The sequence below is a fragment of the Nesterenkonia sp. genome (genome assembly GCF_029265375.1).
GTDB lineage: Bacteria > Actinomycetota > Actinomycetes > Actinomycetales > Micrococcaceae > Nesterenkonia.
Map to the genome: position 1 here is coordinate 70,164 of NZ_JAJUJJ010000011.1, position 19,226 is coordinate 89,389.

Below are 19,226 nucleotides of genomic sequence, written 5' to 3' on the forward strand. Positions count from 1 at the left end.
GAGTAGATTCCTGCATGACTGATCCCGGCAGCGCTGCGGGACCGACACGGCGGCCCGACGGGCCGGCCAGCCACCGACGAGAAGTGAGAGCAGCATGATCACAGCAGAGAACCTGCGGAAGCGCTACGGTGCGAAGACCGCCGTGGACGGCATCAGCTTCCAGCTCAGCCCGGGCCAGGTCACCGGGTTCCTCGGTCCCAACGGCTCCGGAAAGTCCACCACCATGCGGCTGGCCGTAGGTCTGGACAGACCAACCTCCGGAAGCATCACGATCGGAGGGCGTCCCTACGCCCAGCACCGCGCACCGGTGCACAGCGTGGGGGCTGTGCTCGACGCCGGAGCCACCCACCCCGGCCGGACCGGCCGGCAGCACCTGCGGGTGCTGGCCGCCACCCACAGGATCAGCCGCGGCAGGGTGGAAGAGGTCATCGAGCTCACAGGACTGGAAGCCGCCGCCTCCAAGCGCATCCGCGGCTACTCCCTGGGCATGAATCAGCGGCTCGGCATCGCCGCGGCGCTGCTGGGCGACCCTGCGGTGCTGATCTTCGACGAGCCGGTCAACGGACTGGACCCCGAGGGGGTGCGGTGGGTGCGCCGGCTGGCGCGCCAGATGGCGGCAGAGGGCCGCACCGTCTTCGTCTCCTCCCACCTGATGAGCGAGATGGCCCAGACCGCCGACCACCTCATTGTGCTGGGCCGCGGCCGCATCATTGCCGATGCGCCGCTGCAGCAGCTGCTCAACGACGACGGCCACCGGGTGCTGGTCCGCACCGAACAGGCCGCCCAGCTGATGAACGCCCTCTCTGCCTCCGGGGTCACCATTCAGCACCGCGATGCGGAGTCCTTTGAGATCACCGGCGTGGACCCGCGCTCCATCGGCCGCCGCGCCCTGGAGGTCGGAGCCGTGATCCACGAGCTCACCCCGCTGCACAGCAGCCTGGAGGACCAATACATGAAGCTCACAGGCGAGCATGTGGAGTACCGCTCCGGCGCACTGCACACCGCTGAAGCCGCGCACCCCGTGGAGGAGACGCGCCCATGAATCCCGCACTGCATACTGCCAGCGCCGCCGAGCGGCCCAGCCCTGTCGTCGCCGATCCGGACCGTGATGGCTCCACCTTCGGCGGCGCCGTCTCCTCCGAGCTGCTCAAACTCGCCGCCCTGCGCACCGCCTGGGTGCTTTCGGTGATCACCCTGGTGCTCGGGGTGCTCGTCGCCGGATCTGCGGCCTTCTCCTATCAGCAGTTCACCGCAGGCACCGAGTTCGACACCGGCGAGCCCCTCCAGCTGGCCTCCCAGGGGATGACCGGCAGCTACTTCGCCATGATCCTGCTGGGCGCCCTCGGCGTTCTGACCATCACCACCGAATATGCCAGCGGATCGATCCGCTCATCGGTGACCGCCGTTCCGCAGCGCAGCCGGCTTCTCGCGGCCAAAGCGCTGGCCCTTGCGGCGTGGACGGCGGTGGTCACCGCGGCCATGATCCTGCTCTCCCACATTGTGGTGGCGCTGATCACCGAACCGGTGGGTATGACCGATGTGGTGGCAGACGCCGGAATCGCCGGCATGTACGCAGCCACCTGGGCCTCGGTGGTCCTCACGGTGCTGATGGGCTTCGGCTTGGGCACCCTGCTGCGCAGCTCCGCCGGGGGCATCGTGATGCTGGCCGTCATCCTCTTTGTGGTCCAGATAGCCCTGACCATCCTGTGGAGCATCACCAACGGCGCCGACTGGACCCAGACGCTGCTGCAGCTGGAGTACATGAGCCTGGTGGGACAGTTCACCGAGGCCGGGGACGGCCAGATGCCCGGGATGGAGCCTCTGGCCCGGTGGCAGGCCGGGCTGGGAATCCTGGTTTGGACCGCAGTGCCGGTGCTCGCCGGATGGATGAGCTTTCTGCGCCGGGACGTCTGAGCACCGACCTCCGAGCCCCGGCAGCGGGGATGACACCATAGAACCGTGACTGACAGCAGCGCCGATCCCGCAGCAGCGCCGATGCCCGGGTGGGACGAGCTCGGCCTGGTTCGCCGGCGCGGACTGCGCGGCTGGTTCCGGCGCCACCCCGGGTGGATGAACGCGGTGGTGGTGACCTGCTACCTGCTGTGGAGTCTGTGGACCTTTCCCGCCGCCTACGCGGATATGGGGCCCGACGCGCTGCCGCAGCTGTTCGGCTACGTGGTGATCGCCGCCGCCCTGTGCTTCCGGCACTGGCGGCCGTTCGCTGTGCTGCTGGTGGTTGCGCTCTTCGAAGCGGCTCTGCTGCTGTTCAATCCCTGGCAGGGCTCCCAGATGCTCGGGCTGTGCCTGGCCGCCTACGCGATGGCCTTCCACCACGGGCTCCGGCTGGGCCTGCTGGTCTCGGTCGCATCCTGCCTGTTCAGCTACACCGCGCTGCTGCGCGCTGAGAGCTGGAGCGACCAGTACGGACCAAGCATCTGGCTAGGGGTCTACGGGCAGCAGGACCAGACGTTCATGGGCGAGCGGGAAATGCTGTGGCTGATGATGGTCACCATGGTGTTCCTGGTGGGCATCTCCGCGGGCATCGGTGCCGCGGTGCGCCGCGGCCGCGAGCACGAGCGGGAGATCCTCGACTGGGCGCGCCGCTCCCGCCAGCTCGCCCAGGTCGGTGAGCGGAACAGGATCGCCCGGGAGATGCACGACGTCGTCGCCCACTCCCTGTCTGTGATGATTTCGCTGGCCGACGGCGCCCGAGTGGTGGTGCGCCGAGACCCGGAGCGGGCCGCAGAGGTGCTGGAGGAGCTCTCCGGCACCGGGCGCACGGCACTGGCCGATATGCGCCGGGTCATTGGAGTGCTGCAGAAGGGCGACGACGTCACCGAGGCCCGCCGGCCGGTGCACGAGTCCCTGCAGGACCTCTATGAGGGGTTCAGGCAGGCCGGACTTCCCCTGGAGGCCGCTCACACCGGGCCCCCGCTGCCGGAGGATCCCGCCTTCGGCCTGACCGTCCACCGCATCATCCAGGAGTCGCTGACCAATGTGCTGCGCTACGGCCGGCAGGTCACCCGAGTGACGGTGACGGTGGAGCACCAGCCGGCCACCTCCGCCCGCGAGCGGGATGCGCTGCAGCAGCAGGGTTTCAGCACCAAGGAGCAGCAGGCGCTGGGCCTGGCCGGTCCCGCCCAGGTGGTGCTGACCATCACCGATGACGGCGTGCTCCCCGCGGAGGGCACCCGCCGCGAGTCGGTAGGCTCGCAGCTGGGCATCCAAGGGATGCAGGAGCGGGCCGGGTTCTACAACGGCTCGGTCTACGCCGGTCCGGGCAAGCACCGGGGCTGGACTGTGCGTGCGGTGCTGGAGCCCCCGGAGCCGGCCGGGGCAGCACGAGCATCGGCCCCACACGCTGTGCAGGCGCCACTGACTGCGGAGGAGACATGAGCGAAGACAGCACCGAGCCCGACGGCGGCGGACCGATTCGGGTGATGCTGGTGGACGACCAGCATCTGCTGCGGATGGGGTTCCGGCTCATACTGGAGGGCGAAGAGGACCTGGAGATCGTCGGCGAGGCGGCCGATGGCATCGAGGCTGTGGAGACCATCCAGGCGCTCGCCGACCCGCAGCGCACCGACTCGACGCCGCCGGATGTGGTGCTGATGGACGTGCGCATGCCCAGGATGGACGGCATCGAGGCCACCGCACAGATTGTGCAGCGCTGGTGCGAGACCAAGGTCATCATCCTCACCACCTTTGATCTGGACGAGTACGCCTTCTCCGGACTGCAGGCCGGCGCCAGCGCTTTCCTGCTCAAAGACGTCACCCCCGAGGATCTGGTGGACGCCGTAAGGGTGGTGGCCTCCGGTGACGCGGTGGTGGCCCCGCGCATCACCCAACGGCTGCTGGAGGTCTACCTGCGGCAGGGGGCAGCCCCCGGCGCCCCGGACGCCCCGGGGGACCAGGCACCGGCTGCCGGCCCCGCCGGCGAGGCGCGGTCTGGGACTGCCGGGCAGCCCCAGGGAGCCGCAGCGGCCCTGACGGGTGCCCCTGCTGCTGCGGAGCCCGAGACCGGCGCCGCGGCCCGGAAGGTCACCGGCGAGCAGGTCGCGACTGCCATGCAGGACTCGGTGGTCCGTGAGCCGCTGACCGCCCGGGAGACCGAAGTGCTCTTCGCCGTCGCCGAAGGCCTGTCCAATGCAGAGATCGCCGCCCGCTTCTTCCTCTCCGAAGCCACCGTGAAGACCCATGTGCGCCGCATCCTGACCAAGCTGCAGCTGCGCGACCGGGTCCAAGCCGTGGTCTACGTCTACCAGGCGGGCCTGCTGGACTGACGGTCGCTGGCTGCGCCGCGGCCTTGGATAGTGTGGTGCCCATGAGTCTGAGCGCTGATGAGCTGATTGAGGATCTCGGCCGGTTCGTAACCGAGTCGCCGTCGTCGTACCACGCCGCAGAGGTGACCGCCCAGCGGCTGAGCGCCGCCGGCTTCACCCGGCTGTCCGAGCAGCAGGACTGGCCGGCGCAGCCGGGCCGGTACGTGGTGGTCCGCGACGGCGCAGTGCTGGCGTGGATCCTCCCCGACGACGCAGCTGCCACCACACCGCTGCGCATCCTGGGGGCCCACACCGATTCCCCCGGATTCAAGCTCAAGCCCAAATCCACCGTGATCAGCCACGGGTGGGTCCAGGCCGGGACGGAGGTCTACGGCGGACCGCTGCTGAACTCCTGGCTGGACCGGGAGCTGCGGCTGGCCGGACGGCTGGTCACCCGCGACGGCGCCACCCACCTGGCCGCCACCGGACCGGTGGCGCGGATCCCCCAGCTGGCCATCCACCTGGACCGCCAGGTCAATGAGGGGCTGAAGCTGGGCAAGCAGCAGCACACCACCCCGGTGCTCGGCCTGGCCGGCAGCTCCGAGGCGGCCGCCGAAGCCGATGTGCTGGCCGTCATCGCCGCTGCCGCCGGAGTGGAGGCATCCGAGGTGGACGGCTATGACGTTGTGGTCGCCGACTCCCAGACCCCGGCCCGGTTCGGAGCGCAGCACGAGTTCTTCGCCTCCGGGCGGCTGGACAACCTCTCCAGCGTCTACGCCGGCCTGCAGGGACTGCTGGATGCCGCTGAGAACGGCACCGGCGGGATGATCCCCATGCTGGCGGCGTTCGACCATGAGGAGCTCGGCTCAGCTTCGCGCTCCGGGGCGGCAGGACCATTCCTGGAAGAGGCGCTCGGACGCATCTACGAGGCCCTGGGAGCCACCGCCGCCCAGCGCGCCCAGGCATTGGCCGGCTCCTGGCACCTCTCCTCCGACGCCGGCCACGCGGTGCACCCGAACTACTCCGAACGCCATGACCCGGCGAACCGGCCGCTGCCCAACGCCGGGCCGCTGCTGAAGATCAACGCTAACCAGCGCTACACCACCGACGCGCCCGGTGCAGCCATGTGGGCCCAGGTGTGCCGGGCCGCCGGGATCCCGAGCCAGGAGTTCGTCTCCAACAATGACATCCCCTGCGGCTCCACCATCGGCCCCATCACCTCCACCCGGCTGGGCATCCGCACCGTCGACGTCGGGATCCCGCTGCTGAGCATGCACTCGGCACGCGAGATGTGCGGAGTCGACGACGTCGCCCACCTCCGCTCGGCCGCCGCCGCCTTCTTCAGCGCCGAACTGACCGTCTGAGGGCTGGGCGGCGTCCGGGCCTGCCCCGGCCGGTGCCGCCGCAGCCGAGGTCGGTCGCGACGGCGGCTGCCGGGGAGGGCAGCCCATGCCGGCCAGGGGAAGAGCAGCTGATGGCCGCTGCAGCCCGCTGTCGACCTGCGGGTTCGTCTTCGCGGTGATCTGCCGGTAGGATTGACCAGGTTGTCTGCCCTGGTGCCGTGTGCCCAGATGCAGACACTACGCAGAAGAACCTCCTGTTACGGAAATACCGTGACCGCAAGACCGAAGGAGGTGGGTTCACAATGCGTCACTATGAACTGATGGTGCTCGTCGACCCCGAGGTGGACGAACGCACCGTGGAGCCGACTCTGGGCAAGTACATGGAGCTGGTCAAGAAGGACGGCGGCTCGGTGGACGAGATCGACGTTTGGGGACGTCGGCAGCTGGCCTACGAGATCCAGAAGAAGAACGAGGCGATCTACGCCGTCGTGAACTTCCACTCCACTCCCGAATCCGCCAAGGAGCTGGACCGTCTGCTGCGCCTGAACGAAACCATCATGCGCACCAAGATCATCCGTCCCGAGGAGTTCAAGGTCGCCTGAGCATCGGCGCACATGCCTCGGCATGGGCACCGGTTCCCGGGCCGCGACCCTGAGAACTGCACCACCCCCATTAGGTACACAAGCCCAAGGAGCGCAGCATGGCAGATGACACCATCATGACCGTGGTCGGGTACCTGACCGCCGATCCCGAACTGAGGTACACGCCCTCGGGAGCGCCGGTCTCGAACTTCACCATCGCGTCCACCCCCCGCTATTTCGACCGCTCAGCCAATGAGTGGAAGGACGGCGAGACGCTGTTCATGCGGTGCTCGCTGTGGCGTGAGGCGGCGGAGAACGCCTCCGAATCGCTGCGCAAGGGGATGCGCGTCATCGCCCAGGGCCGGCTGAAGGCTCGCAGCTTCGAAACCCGTGAGGGTGAGCGCCGCACGGCGTGGGAGCTCGACGTCGACGAGATCGGACCCTCGCTGCGCAAGGCCACCGCCCAGGTGCAGAAGACCACCGGCGGCGGAGCATCCGGCGGCGGATTCGGCGGAGGCTCCCCCCAGGGCGGCTTCGGCTCCGGAGGCGACTCCTTCGGCGGCGGCCAGCCCGGCGGATGGGGCGGCGGCCAGCAGGCCGGCGGCGGGCAGTCCGACCCCTGGGGAGGCCAGCCCTCCTCCGGCGGCGGATGGGACACCCCCAACAACGACGAGCCGCCGTTCTAAAGCGGCTCACCCTGAATTGATCCACCATCCCGCGCCCGGCGAGGGCTGCGGGCTCCACCACAGTAAGGAGCACCACGATGGCAAAGGCTGAACTGAAGAAGCCGAAGCCTAAGGCGAACCCGCTGAAGGCTGCTGACATCAAGGTAATCGACTACAAGGACACCGCCCTGCTGCGGAAGTTCATCTCCGACCGAGGCAAGATCCGCGCTCGCCGCGTCACCGGCGTCTCCGTCCAGGAGCAGCGCAAGATCGCCCAGGCGATCAAGAACGCGCGCGAAATGGCTCTGCTGCCCTACTCCGGCGCAGGCCGCGGCTGAAACGACTGAGGAAGGAACGGACATACCTATGGCAAAGCTCATCCTGACTCAGGAAGTGACCGGCCTCGGCACCGCCGGCGACGTCGTTGACGTCAAGGACGGCTACGCACGCAACTACCTGCTGCCCAACGGCTTCGCGATGCTCTGGACCAAGGGAGGCGAGAAGGATGTGGAGCGCATCCGCGCCGCCCGCCGGGCCCGCGAGATCGCCACGGTCGAAGAGGCCCAGCAGATCGCTGAGAAGCTGCAGGCACAGCCTGTGACCGTCGGTGTGAAGACCGGCGAGTCCGGCCGCCTGTTCGGCACCGTCGGGCCGGCCCAGGTGGCCGAGGCCGTGGAGGCCGCCGGCCTGGGAAGCATCGACAAGCGCTCGGTGGAGATCCCCGAGCGCATCAAGTCAGTGGGTAACTACACCGCCACGGTGAAGCTGCACGCTGATGTGACCGCCAGCATCGACCTGCAGGTGGTCTCCGCCGGCTGACAGCCGCCGCTGCACCATCACGAGGGCCCCCGCCCCAGTCCGCAAGGACCGGGACGGGGGCCTTCGTCGTAGGAGGCGGAGCTGTCTGAACCTGCAGCAGGGCAGGTCACGCCAGTCGAGGGGTGTCGCGGGTGTGGGTGGTCAGCCCCAGCGCGCCGCGGGCTGCGGGCGGAGGCTCAGCTGCCGGTCTCCGCCTGGACTCCGCCGGGGACGGGGTCACGCCCCTCCGCCCGCCGGCGCTTGAGCGACTCGTGGGTCGGCGGCTCCGGAGTGCCCTCCGGCTGCCGGGCGGCCACCTCTCTGCGCAGCACCGGCACGACCTGCTCACCCAGCATCTCGATCTGCTCCAGAACAGTCTCCAGGGGCAGGCCGGCATGATCGATGAGGAACAGCTGACGCTGGTAGTGTCCGGCGTACTCGGCGAAGCTCAGGGTCTTCTCGATGACCTGGTCCGGGGTGCCCACCGTCAGCGGGGTCATCTCAGTGAAGTCCTCCAGTGAGGGGCCCCCGCCGTAGACCGGCGCATTGTCGAAGTAGGGGCGGAACTCCCGGACCGCGTCCTGGGACTTCTCCCGCATGAACACCTGTCCGCCCAGGCCGACGATCGCCTGCTCGGCGCTGCCGTGGCCGTAGTGCTCGAAGCGCTCGCGGTAGAGCTGCACCATCCGGCCGGTGTGCTCCTTGTTCCAGAAGATGTTGTTGTGGAAGAAGCCGTCCCCGTAGTAGGCAGCCTGTTCAGCGATCTCCGGGGAGCGGATGGAGCCGTGCCACACAAAGGGAGGCACCGAGTCCAGCGGCCGCGGGGTGGCGGTGAAGTCCTGCAGGGGGGTGCGGTAGCGGCCCTGCCAGTCCACGTTCTCCTCGCGCCACAGCCGGTGCAGCAGCGCGTAGTTCTCCACCGCCAGCGGGATGCCCGCGCGTATGTCCTTGCCGAACCACGGGTAGACCGGCCCGGTGTTGCCCCGACCCAGGGTCAGATCGATCCGCCCATCCGCCAGGTGCTGCACGTAGGCGTAGTCCTCAGCGATGCGCACTGGGTCGGTGGTGGTGATCAGGGTGGTGGCGGTCGAGAGCAGAATGCGCTCGGTCTGGGCGGCCACATGCGCCATGAGGATCGGTGGGTTCGCCGGGGCCACGAACGGCGGATTGTGGTGCTGACCGATGGCGAAGACGTCCAGGCCCACCTCCTCGGCCTTTTTAGCGATGGCCACGGTGGCTTTGATGCGCTCATGCTCGGTGGGGCGGCGTCCCGTGGTGGGATCTTCGGTGACATCGCCGATGGAAAAGATGCCGAACTGCATAGCTGCTCCTCGGTGCAGGAGATGGGGAGGGTGAGAACGACTCCATAATACTTCAAATTTGAAATATATGCATCCGCAGGGCCTGACGCTGCAGCCTGCAGGACCGCCGGGAGGCACTGGCTGCAGAGGGCGCACAGACCTCTCGGCTGCGCCGGCTCTGGGCGGGTGCCGGGGGTGCAGTGCTGACCAGGACTTTTGGCCGAACGCCGCGCCTGTGCCTGCTCACTGGCTGTGGAGTACCTGTGGAAATCGGGCGCTGGAATGTGTCTATACACCCAACTGCGGGTGAACGGCAAGCGCCTCCCAGCGACCGGGAAGGTGAAGAAAAAAATTTGAACTCACAGGCGTGTCGCTACATAACCCCAGGTCAACGCGATACCCAGACAGGATGTGGAAAAGAATCCACAGCAGTTCCCCCAGGTTGTGCACACGACACGCCGCGCAGTCCACATTTTATCCACAGGCCCCGGTCTGCGAGCTATTGCCCAGGCGCTCAATGGGCCATACAGTGTGAACGTCCCTCAGCACCGATGGGAGTTTTCGGTATCCGCCCCACGGTGGTCCGGCAGCTCTCAGACGGTGCGCGGGTCCGCCTTAGGCGGGGTCGCACCATGATGCGGGTATTGGCGGGCAGCACTGCCGGCGTGCATCCGCATCAGACCACCGTCCGCTGTCCCAGTGGCCGGACTGAGAAGCCAGGGTGCCTGTTCGCGGTGTCCCTGGATTCTCCTGGGGACGCGAATGGCGGGCCGCTGTACGCCGCGGCGGCTCGAATCGGATCGCCGAGACCGAGGCACAGGGAAGGGGATCAGAACGGATCGGGCCCTACCGGCCTGACGCGCTGATCCAGCCTCGGCTCGGCGATCCGGCCCGTTCAGCGGCGGTTCTGCGCGGATCTCTGTGGAGATACCGCATGTTTCATGCCGACGTCGGCATCTGCGTGCCGGTGTCCGACCGGGATCCACTCTCACCTGCGGGCAGTAGAGTAGTGCAGACGCTGCGATCCCGCCGTCGCCGAATCTCCCTGTGCCCCGGACGCCTGCGCAGTGGCCGGCGGTGAGCACCTCGGCGCCGGTAAGCCTGCTGGTCTGCTGTACGAAAGGACGACCGTCTACGTGAGTGTGGACACCTACGATCCGAGCACCGGTGCTGGGGCCGAGTCGCGCACTCCGCCCCAGGACATGGTGGCCGAGCAGTCGGTGCTCGGTGGAATGATGCTCTCCAAGGACGCCATCGCCGATGTGGTGGAGATCCTGCGCGGCCGCGACTTCTACCGTCCGGCCCACGAGATGATCTTCGACGCCATCGTGGACCTCTACGGCCGCGGCGAACCGGCCGATGTGGTCACCATCTCCGACCATCTGACCAAGAAGCAGCAGCTGCAGCGCATCGGTGGACCTGCCTATCTGCACAACCTCGCACAGTCGGTGCCCACCGCCGCCAATGCCGCCTTCTATGCAGAAATCGTGCGCGAACGCGCGATCCTCCGCCGTCTGGTGGAGGCCGGCACCAAGATTGTGCAGCTGGGCCACACCTCCGACGGCGAGGTGGACGCGATCGTCAATGAGGCGCAGGCGGAGATCTACAACGTAGCGGAGAACCGCCAGTCGGAGGACTACACCCCGCTTTCGGAGGTGCTGGCGCCGACGATCGACGAGATTGAGACCAACGCGGCCCATGACGGCAGTCTCACCGGGATTCCCACCGGCTTCCGGGAGCTGGACGAGCTGACCCACGGCTTCCACGGGGGCCAGCTGATCGTCATCGCCGCCCGTCCGGCGATGGGCAAGTCCGTGCTGGCGCTGGACTTCTCCCGCTCGGCAGCGGTGGCCAACGGGATGACCACCGCCTTCTTCTCCCTGGAGATGGGCAAGATGGAGATCGCCACCCGACTGCTCTCCGCGGAGTCGGGGGTGCTCTTCGGGGATCTGCGCAAGGGCCGGCTCGAGGACAGCGACTGGGAGAGGATCTCCCAGGCGGTGGACAAGCTGGACCAGGTGCCGCTGTTCATCGACGACTCCCCGAACCTCTCGCTGATGGAGATCCGCGCCAAATGCCGCCGGCTGAAGCAGCGGAACAATCTGAAGCTGGTGGTGGTGGACTACCTGCAGCTGCTTGCCTCCGGCAAGCGGGTGGAGTCCCGCCAGCAGGAGGTCGCCGAGTTCTCGCGCACCCTGAAGCTGCTGGCCAAGGAGCTGGATGTGCCGATCATCGCGCTCTCCCAGCTCAACCGCGGCTCTGAGCAGCGCCCGGATAAGAAGCCGCAGGTCTCGGACCTGCGAGAATCCGGATCGATTGAGCAGGACGCCGATATGGTGATCCTGCTGCACCGGCCTGAGGTCTACGACAAGGAGACTGAGCGCGCCGGAGAGGCCGACATCATCGTGGCCAAGAACCGCAACGGCCCCACCCGTGATGTGGTGGTCGCATTCCAGGGTCACTACCAGCGGTTCCGGGACATGGCGCAGGACTTCTGAGGCTGACGCATGGAATGCAGGAGTCGCCGCAGCCTGGCCGACCAGGCACCGGCGCTTCTTCCTCCCTGAACATCACAGTTAGCGCGGGCTCACCAGCCGTATGGGGCCAGCACACCGAGGATCTGGTCCAGCAGCAGGAAGCCGGCGAGCCCGTAGAGGATGCCGATCCACAGGGAGTGAGTCAGGCTGAGCCAGAACCGGCCGGTGGCGATGAGCAGACCGAAGGCGGAGGGGAGGCAGGCCAATCCGTAGCCGGTGACGATCATCCACAGGCCGGAGAACTCCCCGGCCGCCACCAGATAGACCCCCACGCCCAGGGTCCACACCATGGTCGGCTCGAACAGCAGGGCGGCGATCACCAGACCAGCCACCACTGCCCACAGCAGCCGCATCGCATTCACCGAATACCGGACCGCGGCCCGGCCCCGGGAGCGTGCGGGGGAGGAGGCCGCAGAGGAGACGTGCCCACGCGAGGCTGCACCTGCTCGGCGCTTCTGCGCGTTCGTGCGGCCGCCCGAGGCTTTCGACCGGCTTGCAGACGCGCGGGCACGCGACCCCGCGGCGGTGCGGCGGGGTGCGGATCTGCTGCGGCCCGGCGAACGCCTGGCGGACTGTCTGGACATGACACTGCCAGCATATCCGCCGGCCCGGACACTCATCGCCGCTTGGTCCGGCGGCGCCGGCAGCGCCCGACCGGGATGAGCGGCTCAGCGCACTCAGCACACAGTGCCGATGCGACGTCAGAATGTGGACAGTGAGCCGCCCGGGGTGGGCCGCATTCAGCGGGAGCCGAGGTACGGCAGCATCAGCACCAGCACCATCAGGCCGATGCCGATGGCCAGCGTGATGCCGACTGCGCGGTTGGATGCGGAGAAGGGAAGATCGTCGTGGTGGTGTGCTGAACGCTGCTCGCCGTCGTCGTGCTCACGGCGTGCGGCGCGCAGATCAAACCCACCGTGGGTGTGGTCTGACTCTTGTGACGTCATGGTCACCTCGCTGCTCGCAGGAGGGATGGCTAGGCTTCTGTCGCCTCCGACCGTAAGCACCTACTCTGGGAGAGACCTTAGCGGCAGGTAAATCTTCTCCCGGGGTACGGCGGGCCGGCTGGACGCATGCCCACAGCCGAGAGTGCGGCATCGTCTCAGGTCAGAGCCGAGGCCGCCGTTCAGTGCAGACTGCCCGCCGGGATGGATTCGTCCGGCAGCGGCTTCAGCGACTCGGTCAGCAGCAGATCCACGGCAGCGGCTGCCTGATCCAGACTCACCGGTGCCTCAGGGCTGCGCAGGTCAGGCACGTGCACAAATCCGGCCGGGACGGCGGGGCCGTTCCGCTGCAGGTGGTGCAGCAGAGTGTAGAGCACCTCATTGCACAGGTAGGTGCCTGCGCTCAGGGAGAGCCGGACCGGAATCTCGGCTGCAGCGATGCGTCGGTGAGCGGCTTTCAGGCGCAGTGTGCTGAACCAGGCCGCCGGTCCGTCCTCCGCGATGGGCTGATCCACCGGCTGGGCTCCCGCGTTGTCCGGAATCCGCGCATCCCGCAGGTTCACTCCGATCCGCTCCAGGCGGACGGCGTCGGTGCCGGCGGCCAGTCCCAGGGCGACGACGGCGGCCGGCTGGGCCTCTGCCACCGCGGAGGTCAGAAGCTCCCCGGCGCGGCCGAACTCCACCGGCAGGGTCACTGTGCGCAGCTGCAGCGGGCCGTGCTCGCGCTGGCAGAGCAGCTGCTGGTGCGCGGCCCGGTGCGCCAGCAGCGCTGCCAGATCGGCCGAGGGGTTGTAGTCGAGGGCGCCGAAGGGCTCGAAGGCGGAGATCAGTATGGTCCGTTCGGCAGGCAGCGGTGCCACGGGCTCACACCACCCGGGCCGCGGCTGAGGGCTGCACGCTGAGGAATCGGATGCCTCCGGAGAGCCGGGCGGCCGCAGCGGTGACCTGCTCGGTGGCGTCCTTGGGGCAAAGCACCAGCACGCTCCCGCCGAAGCCGCCGCCGATCAGCCGGGCTCCCAAGGCGCCCGCACCCAGCACCGCGTCCACCACCTGGTCGGCCAGCGGGAAGCTGACCTCGGCGTCCTCACGCATGGACAGGTGCCCGGAGGTCATCACCTCGCCGATCATCTCCACAGTGTGATCCACCCCGTGAGCATCACCATTGAGCAGAGCGTGGATCTTCTCTGAGCGCATCATCTCGCCCAGGGCGTGCTTCAGCCGACGTCGGCAGGCCTGGGGGTCCTTCTGGCCCAGGTCCGCTGCGCCGACCGCCTCGTCAAACCGGGCCAGCGCCCGTTCGACGTCGGCCTTGCGCGGCTTCTCCGGCAGGGCGTCGCGCAGCTGCTGGACACCCAGCGCCGCCGCGGCGGCCTCCGACTCTTCCCGCCGCGCACCGAACTCACTCTCGGCCAGAGCGTGGGGCTGGCCGGTGTCCACGGCCAGAAACCGGTAGTCCCGCAGTAGGAAGGAGATGTCGGTGCGCACCACGGAGAAGTCCCGGCAGTCCAGGGAGACCAGCTTGCCCTCGGCTGCCCGCAGGCTCGCTGTCTGGTCGAGTCCGCCGGTGCCGGCGCCTACTGCCTCCACCTCGGCGCGCATGCAGGCCTGCGCCAGCACCGCCCGCAGCTCGTCGCTGAGCCCCACGGTGAGGTCGCCGTCGGGGTACTCCCGCCCAACCTCGGTGCCCAGCGCGGTGAACGCCAGGGCGGCTGCGCACTCGAGCGACGCGGAGGAGGAGAGGCCGGCCCCGATGGGAAGGGTGGAGCGGATCAGCACATCGGCTCCGAATCCGGAGGGCAGCTGCAGCTGGGACGGGTCGGAGATCTGCTGCATGGCCCACCGGACCCCGGAGACGTAGCGGGTCCACTCCGGGGCGGGCTCCTCGGCGGAGGCGCCGTCTGCGTCCAGCTCCACCACTCCGGTGTCCAGGTTCGGCTCCAGGGTGCGCAGCCGCAGCAGCCCGTCCTCCCGTGGTGCCGCGGCGGCGTAGGTTCCGTGGCGCACCGCCATGGGCAGGCAGCGGCCCCCGTGGAAGTCGATGTGCTCACCGTTGAGGTTGGCGCGTCCCGGGGCAAACCACACTCCTGCGGCCTCGCGGTCGAACACCTGGGCAAAACGAGTGGCCACGGAGGAGGAGACGGCGTCGGGGTCGCCGGCCTTCAGCCACCGGGCGGAGTTCTCACGCATAAGCCCACATTCTGCCACTGCCGCGCCGCTGATCCACACCGGGTGAACGTAGAGCCAACTGTGCTCGTATTCCCTGCTGGACCCTAGCCACAGACACCAGACTGTGATGGTCTAGAAGGGAACGACGGCGCCGGAGGCGTCGTCGCCGATCGGACGGAACGAACCACGAACTGAGAAGGAGCACACGATGGCAGTTGAGGTTCTCTACACCGCTGAGGCACTGGCCACCGGAGACGGCCGCAACGGCCGCACCAAGACCGCCGACGGCGTGGTCGACTTTGAGCTGGCTGCTCCGCAGGTCATGGGCGGCTCCGGCGACGGCGCCAATCCTGAGCAGCTCTTCGCCGCCGGATACGCCGCGTGCTTCCACGGCGCGCTGCGCAAGGTTGCCGGCGAGGCCGGTGCTGATGTGACTGACTCCTCGGTGGGGGTGAAGGTCGGGATCGGCAAGGACGACGACGGCGGCTTCGGGCTGACCGCCACTATCGAGGTGGTGCTGCCGAACCTGGAGCGCTCAGAGGCGGAGGATCTGGCCAAGAAGGCGCATGACTTCTGCCCCTACTCCAAGGCCACCCGCGGCAACATCGACGTTGAGGTGACCGTCGTCGAGGACTGACTCCCACCCACGCTGCACGGGGCCCTGCGAGCTGATGTTCGCAGGGCCCTTGTGCTGTCCAGCATCGGCGTGGGCGGTGCCGGAGTCACTCTGCGGAGCGGGTCCAGTAGTATCTAGCGCAGTGCATACGGATCGCTCACCCCAGCGGGACCAGACCTGAGCAAAGGGGACGGCCATGGCCGCAGCCGCAAACCCAGGGCAGTTAGCTCGTAGGATCTTCCTCTGGTGCATGATCAGTTCCTTCTGCCTGGCCGCGGCTGCCGGCATCCTGGTGCTGTTAGGCATCGAATTCAACGAAACCGGCGCCCAGGTGCTGCTGACCACTGTGGTGGTCGGCCTCTACAGCTTGGCAATGCTCTGCTGCGCTGCCGTGTTCTCCCGGCCGGAGAGGGCGGTCGGGTTCCTCGGCACCGCAGTCGCGCTGGCCAGCCTGATCTGGACGGTGATCCTGATCTGGTCAGAGGGCACGTGGGAGTGGGATCCCGTGCAGATCCTGCTGACCGGCATCACCCTCACCGTCGCCTTCTGCTTCCTCAGCCTGCTGCTGGCCTTGACTACCTATCGTGACGCTTTCATCCGCGCCTTCCTGATTGCCGCGCTGGTGCTCATCAGCCTGGCCACCGTGCTCACGGTGGGACAGTTCTGGAACTCAAGCTGGGACAATGAGGGCTTCCTGCGGTTCTACGGGATCGTGCTGATTCTGGCGGTGCTCACCGGGGTGATCACACCTCTGGCCTCCCTGCTCCGCCGGCGCACCTCCGCAGCGCCGGCAGCCCGTCCGGAAGCTGACCCGCCCAGCGCCGCCTCAGCCATAGATCCTGAGACCGCCGCGGCCCTGGTGGCAGAAGCTCAACGCCGAGGAATCTCCGTCGCGCAGCTGGTAGCCCCGCTGCTTCGCGCCGGGAACCCGCGAGAGGCTGATGACGAGCTGGACTGACCGCCTGCAGAGCCTGCTGGTGGCCGCGGCCGCTGCGGCAGGGCTGGGCATCGGCCTGACCACCGGCTGGGGAAGCGCGGGCCAATACCTGGTGATCCCCGCACTGCTGGTGATGCTCACCGCCGTCTTCTGGCAGATGGATATCTCCCGGGTCAGCGAGATCCGCCGGGCGAAGAGCCTGCTGACCGCCAGTCTGCTGCTGAACTATGTGTTCACTCCCGCCCTGGCCTGGGCACTGGGGGCCGGGCTCCTCGGCGGTCAGCCGGACCTGCGGATCGGCCTGCTGCTTCTGCTGGTGACCCCCTGCACCGACTGGTACCTGGTGTTCACCTCCATCGCACGGGGCAACACAGCTTTGGCCGCCGCCCTGCTGCCGCTCAACCTGGTGCTGCAGCTGGTTCTGCTGCCGCTCTACGTCCTGCTGCTGGGCGGGGAGGCGACCATGGTGGACCCGGCCGCCGTGATCCAGGCCGTGGTGCTGATGCTGCTTCTGCCCCTGACCGCCGCGCTGCTGCTCCGCCTGGCCACGCGGCGCAGCCGCACCTCGGTGCACCAGCAGGTGCAGCGCTGGGCATCCAGCTCCGTGGTGCCGCTGCTGTGCCTGGCGGTCTGCGCCATGTTCGCCTGGCAAGCACCGGCCGTGGCCGAACACGCTGAGCAGGTTCTGCTGCTGCTGCCCGCACTGGGGCTGTTCTTCCTCATCCTGCCCGCCGTCGCCACCGCCGCCGCCTGGCTGCTGCGGCTTCCCGGCGCCCAGCGGGTGACGCTGACCATGGTCACCACCGCCAGGAACTCGCCGCTGGCGCTGGGCGTCGCCGTCGCCGCCTTCCCCGACCGGCCGCTGACCGCCGTCGCGCTGGTGCTCGGAGCTCTGGTGGAGCTGCCGGTGCTCGCGGTGGTGGCCCAGCTGGTCCGCCACAGGCAAGCCGGCACCCAGCCTCCAGCGGCATGATGACACACAGAGCAGCATCTGTTCACATTTGGAACACTAGGCGGGAGAGGAGCGTGCCATGAGCAACACTGAGACCCAGCCCCGCGAGCAGGTCTGCATCAACGGTCCCTATACCTACGACTCCCACGGCCAGGCCGACGACGCCGTCTCCGGCTCCGCGACCGCGGCCGGGACTCCTCCGGAGGGGCGGCTCAGCCCCGGCATCACTGAGACCCCCAGCGGTGTGCAGCTGCTTCAGCCCCGCGACGTCCCCCTGGGCGGACCGCGGGCCATGTCCGTGCGCCGGACGCTGCCGCAGCGCACCCGCTCCCTGGTGGGGGCATGGTGCTTCCTGGACTTCTACGGACCCGATGACCTCACCGAAGCCACTCCCATGCGAGTGCCCCGCCACCCGCACACCGGGCTGGCCACCTGCTCCTGGCTGTTCTCCGGCCGGATTGACCACCTCGACTCCGCAGGCAACTGGGCCACCGTCAGGCCCGGGGAGGCCGCACTGATGAACGCCGGGCGCGGCATCAGCCACTCCGAATACTCCACCGCCGACACCAAGATCCTCCACGGCGCCCAGCTCTGGTACGCCTTCCCTGACAAGCACCGCTTCACAGAACCCAGCCTGGAGGCCCACCGGCCGGAACCGGTCCGCGGAGACGGCTGGGAGGCCAAGGTCTTCCTCGGCGAACTGCTGGGACACCGCTCCCCGGTGAAGACCTACTTGCCGCTGACCGGCGCGGAGATCCGCCTGGAACCGGGAACCGCCCTGGAGATCGAGGTGCCTGCAGACCACGAGCACGGTCTGCTGCGCGTGGCCGGGGAGATCACTCTCAACGGGTGCCAGCTGCCTGCCGATCACCTGGCTGTGGTGGACACCGGCTCCAACCGGCTGCAGGTCAGCGCCGGCGAGGAGCCGGCACTGGCGCTGCTGATCGGCGGTGAGCCGCTGGGCGAGCAGATTGTGATGTGGCGGAACTTTGTGGGCCGGTCTCATGAGGAGATCGCCGCCTACCGGGCGGCCTACCAGGCGGAGATGGGATTTGAGGCACCTGAACCCGGCTCACCGCTGGCCCAGCGGCTGCAGCCCGGCGCCCAGTCTGCCCAACCCGGCCGCCCTGAGAATCCGCGCAGCGAGGCCGCCGCCCGCCCCGACGGAAGCCAGCTCCAGGTGCCGGTGGCCCCCGATGCCCTGGCAGAGCCGATTCAGGGGGAGCTGCGCGATGCTCTCGCAGGCAGCCAGTACGACGACGGCCGCCCCTTCCCGCAGTTCGGGGACTTCCCGCCGGGTCAGCATCCACCGCTGCCGGCGCCGGAGCTGCCCAGCACCCGCATGAAGCCGCGCGGCTGAGGCGTCCCAGCACAGCACGCCCCCAAGCAGAGGCGCCCAGGCGCCACGTCCGCAGACCCCCGGCAGTCCTGAAGAAAGGACCCCTGCCCATGGCCCATATCGCCTACATCATCGGAAGCCTCGCTCCGGACTCCATCAACCGGAAGCTGGCCCGGGTCATCGTGGACCAGGCCCCGGCCGGCACCGAGCTGGAGGAGATCGACATCTCCGGCCTGCCGCTCTACGACCGGCACCTGGACGAGGACTTCCCCGATGTCATGGCCCAGTTCAAACAGCGGGTCGCCGATGCTGATGGGCTGCTGCTGGTCACCCCGGAGCACAACCAGTCCTTCCCCGCCCCGGTGAAGAACGCTCTGGACATCCTCACCCGCGGCGGCAGCTCCGAACTCTCCGGCCTGAAGCTGGGCATCGTCGGAGCCTCTCCGGGGCGGTTCGGCACCATCAACGGCCAGTCGCAGCTGCGCCAGTTCCTCCCGCCGCTGGGGGTGCGGATTATGGGATCCCCGGTCCTGGCGGTCACCGTGGGGGAGAACACCTTCACCGACGACGGCGGGGCCGACGAGGCCACCACGCGTCGGGCGGGGGACTACATCGCAGCCTTCAGCCGGTTCGTGGCAGCCCCCGCTGTACTTCCCCGTGAGGTTGTGAACACGGGCTGAGGGGACTTCTCCGTCGATGGCGGTGTGGGTGCGGTGGTGATTGTAGTAGTGCAGGAAGTCCTCATAGGAGGCTTCTCGATCTGCTTCGCTGCGGTAGGCCGTGGC

Annotated in this window: 20 protein-coding genes and 1 pseudogene; 15 read left to right on the plus strand and 6 right to left on the minus strand. The window is 68.4% G+C overall.

The genetic code is table 11. From position 1 onward, the window contains the following. The first annotated feature begins 94 nt into the window (after positions 1-94). The 9 genes from Q1K09_RS06430 (at position 95) to rplI (ending at position 7,670) form a co-directional block, all read left to right on the plus strand. Positions 95-1,042 carry an ATP-binding cassette domain-containing protein gene (locus Q1K09_RS06430; protein ID WP_300344091.1) on the plus strand — a complete coding sequence of 316 codons (948 nt, stop codon included), beginning with the start codon at positions 95-97 and terminating at the stop codon, positions 1,040-1,042. After that, positions 1,039-1,914, plus strand: a complete 876-nt coding sequence (locus Q1K09_RS06435; RefSeq protein ID WP_300344092.1) for an ABC transporter permease subunit — start codon at positions 1,039-1,041, stop codon at positions 1,912-1,914. The genes Q1K09_RS06430 and Q1K09_RS06435 overlap by 4 nt, the downstream gene beginning before the upstream one ends. Positions 1,915-1,959: 45 nt before the next feature. After that, positions 1,960-3,396, plus strand: coding sequence for a histidine kinase (locus tag Q1K09_RS06440; protein WP_300344093.1), 1,437 nt, complete (start codon positions 1,960-1,962; stop codon positions 3,394-3,396). Next, complete coding sequence (locus tag Q1K09_RS06445) at positions 3,393-4,283, plus strand: response regulator transcription factor (RefSeq protein ID WP_300344094.1); 891 nt, start codon at positions 3,393-3,395, stop codon at positions 4,281-4,283. Before Q1K09_RS06440 ends, Q1K09_RS06445 begins: the two co-directional genes overlap by 4 nt. Positions 4,284-4,324: 41 nt before the next feature. Further along, complete coding sequence (locus tag Q1K09_RS06450) at positions 4,325-5,626, plus strand: M18 family aminopeptidase (RefSeq protein ID WP_300344095.1); 1,302 nt, start codon at positions 4,325-4,327, stop codon at positions 5,624-5,626. Between the two features lie 281 nt (positions 5,627-5,907). Further along, complete coding sequence (gene rpsF, locus Q1K09_RS06455) at positions 5,908-6,207, plus strand: 30S ribosomal protein S6 (RefSeq protein ID WP_300344096.1); 300 nt, start codon at positions 5,908-5,910, stop codon at positions 6,205-6,207. 98 nt (positions 6,208-6,305) lie between these two features. Then, a complete protein-coding gene (locus Q1K09_RS06460) occupies positions 6,306-6,872 on the plus strand; it encodes a single-stranded DNA-binding protein (protein ID WP_300344098.1) in 567 nt (188 codons plus the stop codon). A gap of 77 nt (positions 6,873-6,949) precedes the next feature. Continuing rightward, entirely contained in the window at positions 6,950-7,189 is a 240-nt protein-coding gene (gene rpsR / locus Q1K09_RS06465) for a 30S ribosomal protein S18 (protein ID WP_070159044.1), read from the plus strand. A 28-nt stretch (positions 7,190-7,217) separates the two neighbouring features. Continuing rightward, the gene (gene rplI / locus Q1K09_RS06470; RefSeq protein WP_300344099.1) at positions 7,218-7,670 is read left to right on the plus strand and encodes a 50S ribosomal protein L9; all 453 of its coding nucleotides are present in this window, start codon (positions 7,218-7,220) and stop codon (positions 7,668-7,670) included. A 176-nt stretch (positions 7,671-7,846) separates the two neighbouring features. Here rplI and Q1K09_RS06475 read toward each other — a convergent pair whose 3' ends face one another. After that, on the minus strand, positions 7,847-8,971 hold the full coding sequence (locus Q1K09_RS06475; protein ID WP_300344100.1) for an LLM class flavin-dependent oxidoreductase: 1,125 nt from the start codon (positions 8,969-8,971) through the stop codon (positions 7,847-7,849). 1,121 nt (positions 8,972-10,092) lie between these two features. Here Q1K09_RS06475 and dnaB point away from each other — a divergent pair. Further along, positions 10,093-11,448, plus strand: a complete 1,356-nt coding sequence (dnaB, locus tag Q1K09_RS06480) for a replicative DNA helicase (RefSeq protein WP_300344118.1) — start codon at positions 10,093-10,095, stop codon at positions 11,446-11,448. An 89-nt stretch (positions 11,449-11,537) separates the two neighbouring features. Here the strand turns inward: dnaB and Q1K09_RS06485 are convergent, their stop codons facing one another. From Q1K09_RS06485 to Q1K09_RS06500, 4 genes are all read right to left on the minus strand, one after another. Further along, positions 11,538-11,840 (minus strand): hypothetical protein, encoded by a 303-nt coding sequence (locus Q1K09_RS06485; RefSeq protein WP_300344101.1) that lies wholly within the window; start codon positions 11,838-11,840, stop codon positions 11,538-11,540. A 387-nt stretch (positions 11,841-12,227) separates the two neighbouring features. Beyond that, positions 12,228-12,434 (minus strand): hypothetical protein, encoded by a 207-nt coding sequence (locus Q1K09_RS06490; RefSeq protein WP_300344103.1) that lies wholly within the window; start codon positions 12,432-12,434, stop codon positions 12,228-12,230. Between the two features lie 179 nt (positions 12,435-12,613). Next, on the minus strand, positions 12,614-13,291 hold the full coding sequence (locus tag Q1K09_RS06495; protein ID WP_300344104.1) for a pyroglutamyl-peptidase I: 678 nt from the start codon (positions 13,289-13,291) through the stop codon (positions 12,614-12,616). A gap of 4 nt (positions 13,292-13,295) precedes the next feature. Continuing rightward, positions 13,296-14,618, minus strand: coding sequence for a galactokinase family protein (locus tag Q1K09_RS06500; protein ID WP_300344105.1), 1,323 nt, complete (start codon positions 14,616-14,618; stop codon positions 13,296-13,298). A gap of 187 nt (positions 14,619-14,805) precedes the next feature. On the opposite strand from Q1K09_RS06500, the gene Q1K09_RS06505 reads away from it, so the two are divergent. From Q1K09_RS06505 to Q1K09_RS06525, 5 genes are all read left to right on the plus strand, one after another. Continuing rightward, positions 14,806-15,234 (plus strand): organic hydroperoxide resistance protein, encoded by a 429-nt coding sequence (locus Q1K09_RS06505; RefSeq protein ID WP_300344106.1) that lies wholly within the window; start codon positions 14,806-14,808, stop codon positions 15,232-15,234. 229 nt (positions 15,235-15,463) lie between these two features. Then, a complete protein-coding gene (locus Q1K09_RS06510; protein WP_300344107.1) occupies positions 15,464-16,171 on the plus strand; it encodes a cell envelope integrity protein TolA in 708 nt (235 codons plus the stop codon). Next, a complete protein-coding gene (locus tag Q1K09_RS06515; RefSeq protein ID WP_300344108.1) occupies positions 16,155-17,123 on the plus strand; it encodes a bile acid:sodium symporter in 969 nt (322 codons plus the stop codon). Before Q1K09_RS06510 ends, Q1K09_RS06515 begins: the two co-directional genes overlap by 17 nt. Positions 17,124-17,181: 58 nt before the next feature. After that, positions 17,182-18,462, plus strand: a complete 1,281-nt coding sequence (locus Q1K09_RS06520) for a pirin family protein (protein ID WP_300344109.1) — start codon at positions 17,182-17,184, stop codon at positions 18,460-18,462. 89 nt (positions 18,463-18,551) lie between these two features. Beyond that, positions 18,552-19,121: an NADPH-dependent FMN reductase gene (locus Q1K09_RS06525; protein WP_300344110.1), complete on the plus strand. Its 570-nt coding sequence runs from the start codon at positions 18,552-18,554 to the stop codon at positions 19,119-19,121. Here the strand turns inward: Q1K09_RS06525 and Q1K09_RS06530 are convergent. Beyond that, positions 19,089-19,226, minus strand: a pseudogene (locus tag Q1K09_RS06530) (IS481 family transposase); the annotation flags it as partial. The gene Q1K09_RS06525 and the pseudogene Q1K09_RS06530 overlap by 33 nt on opposite strands.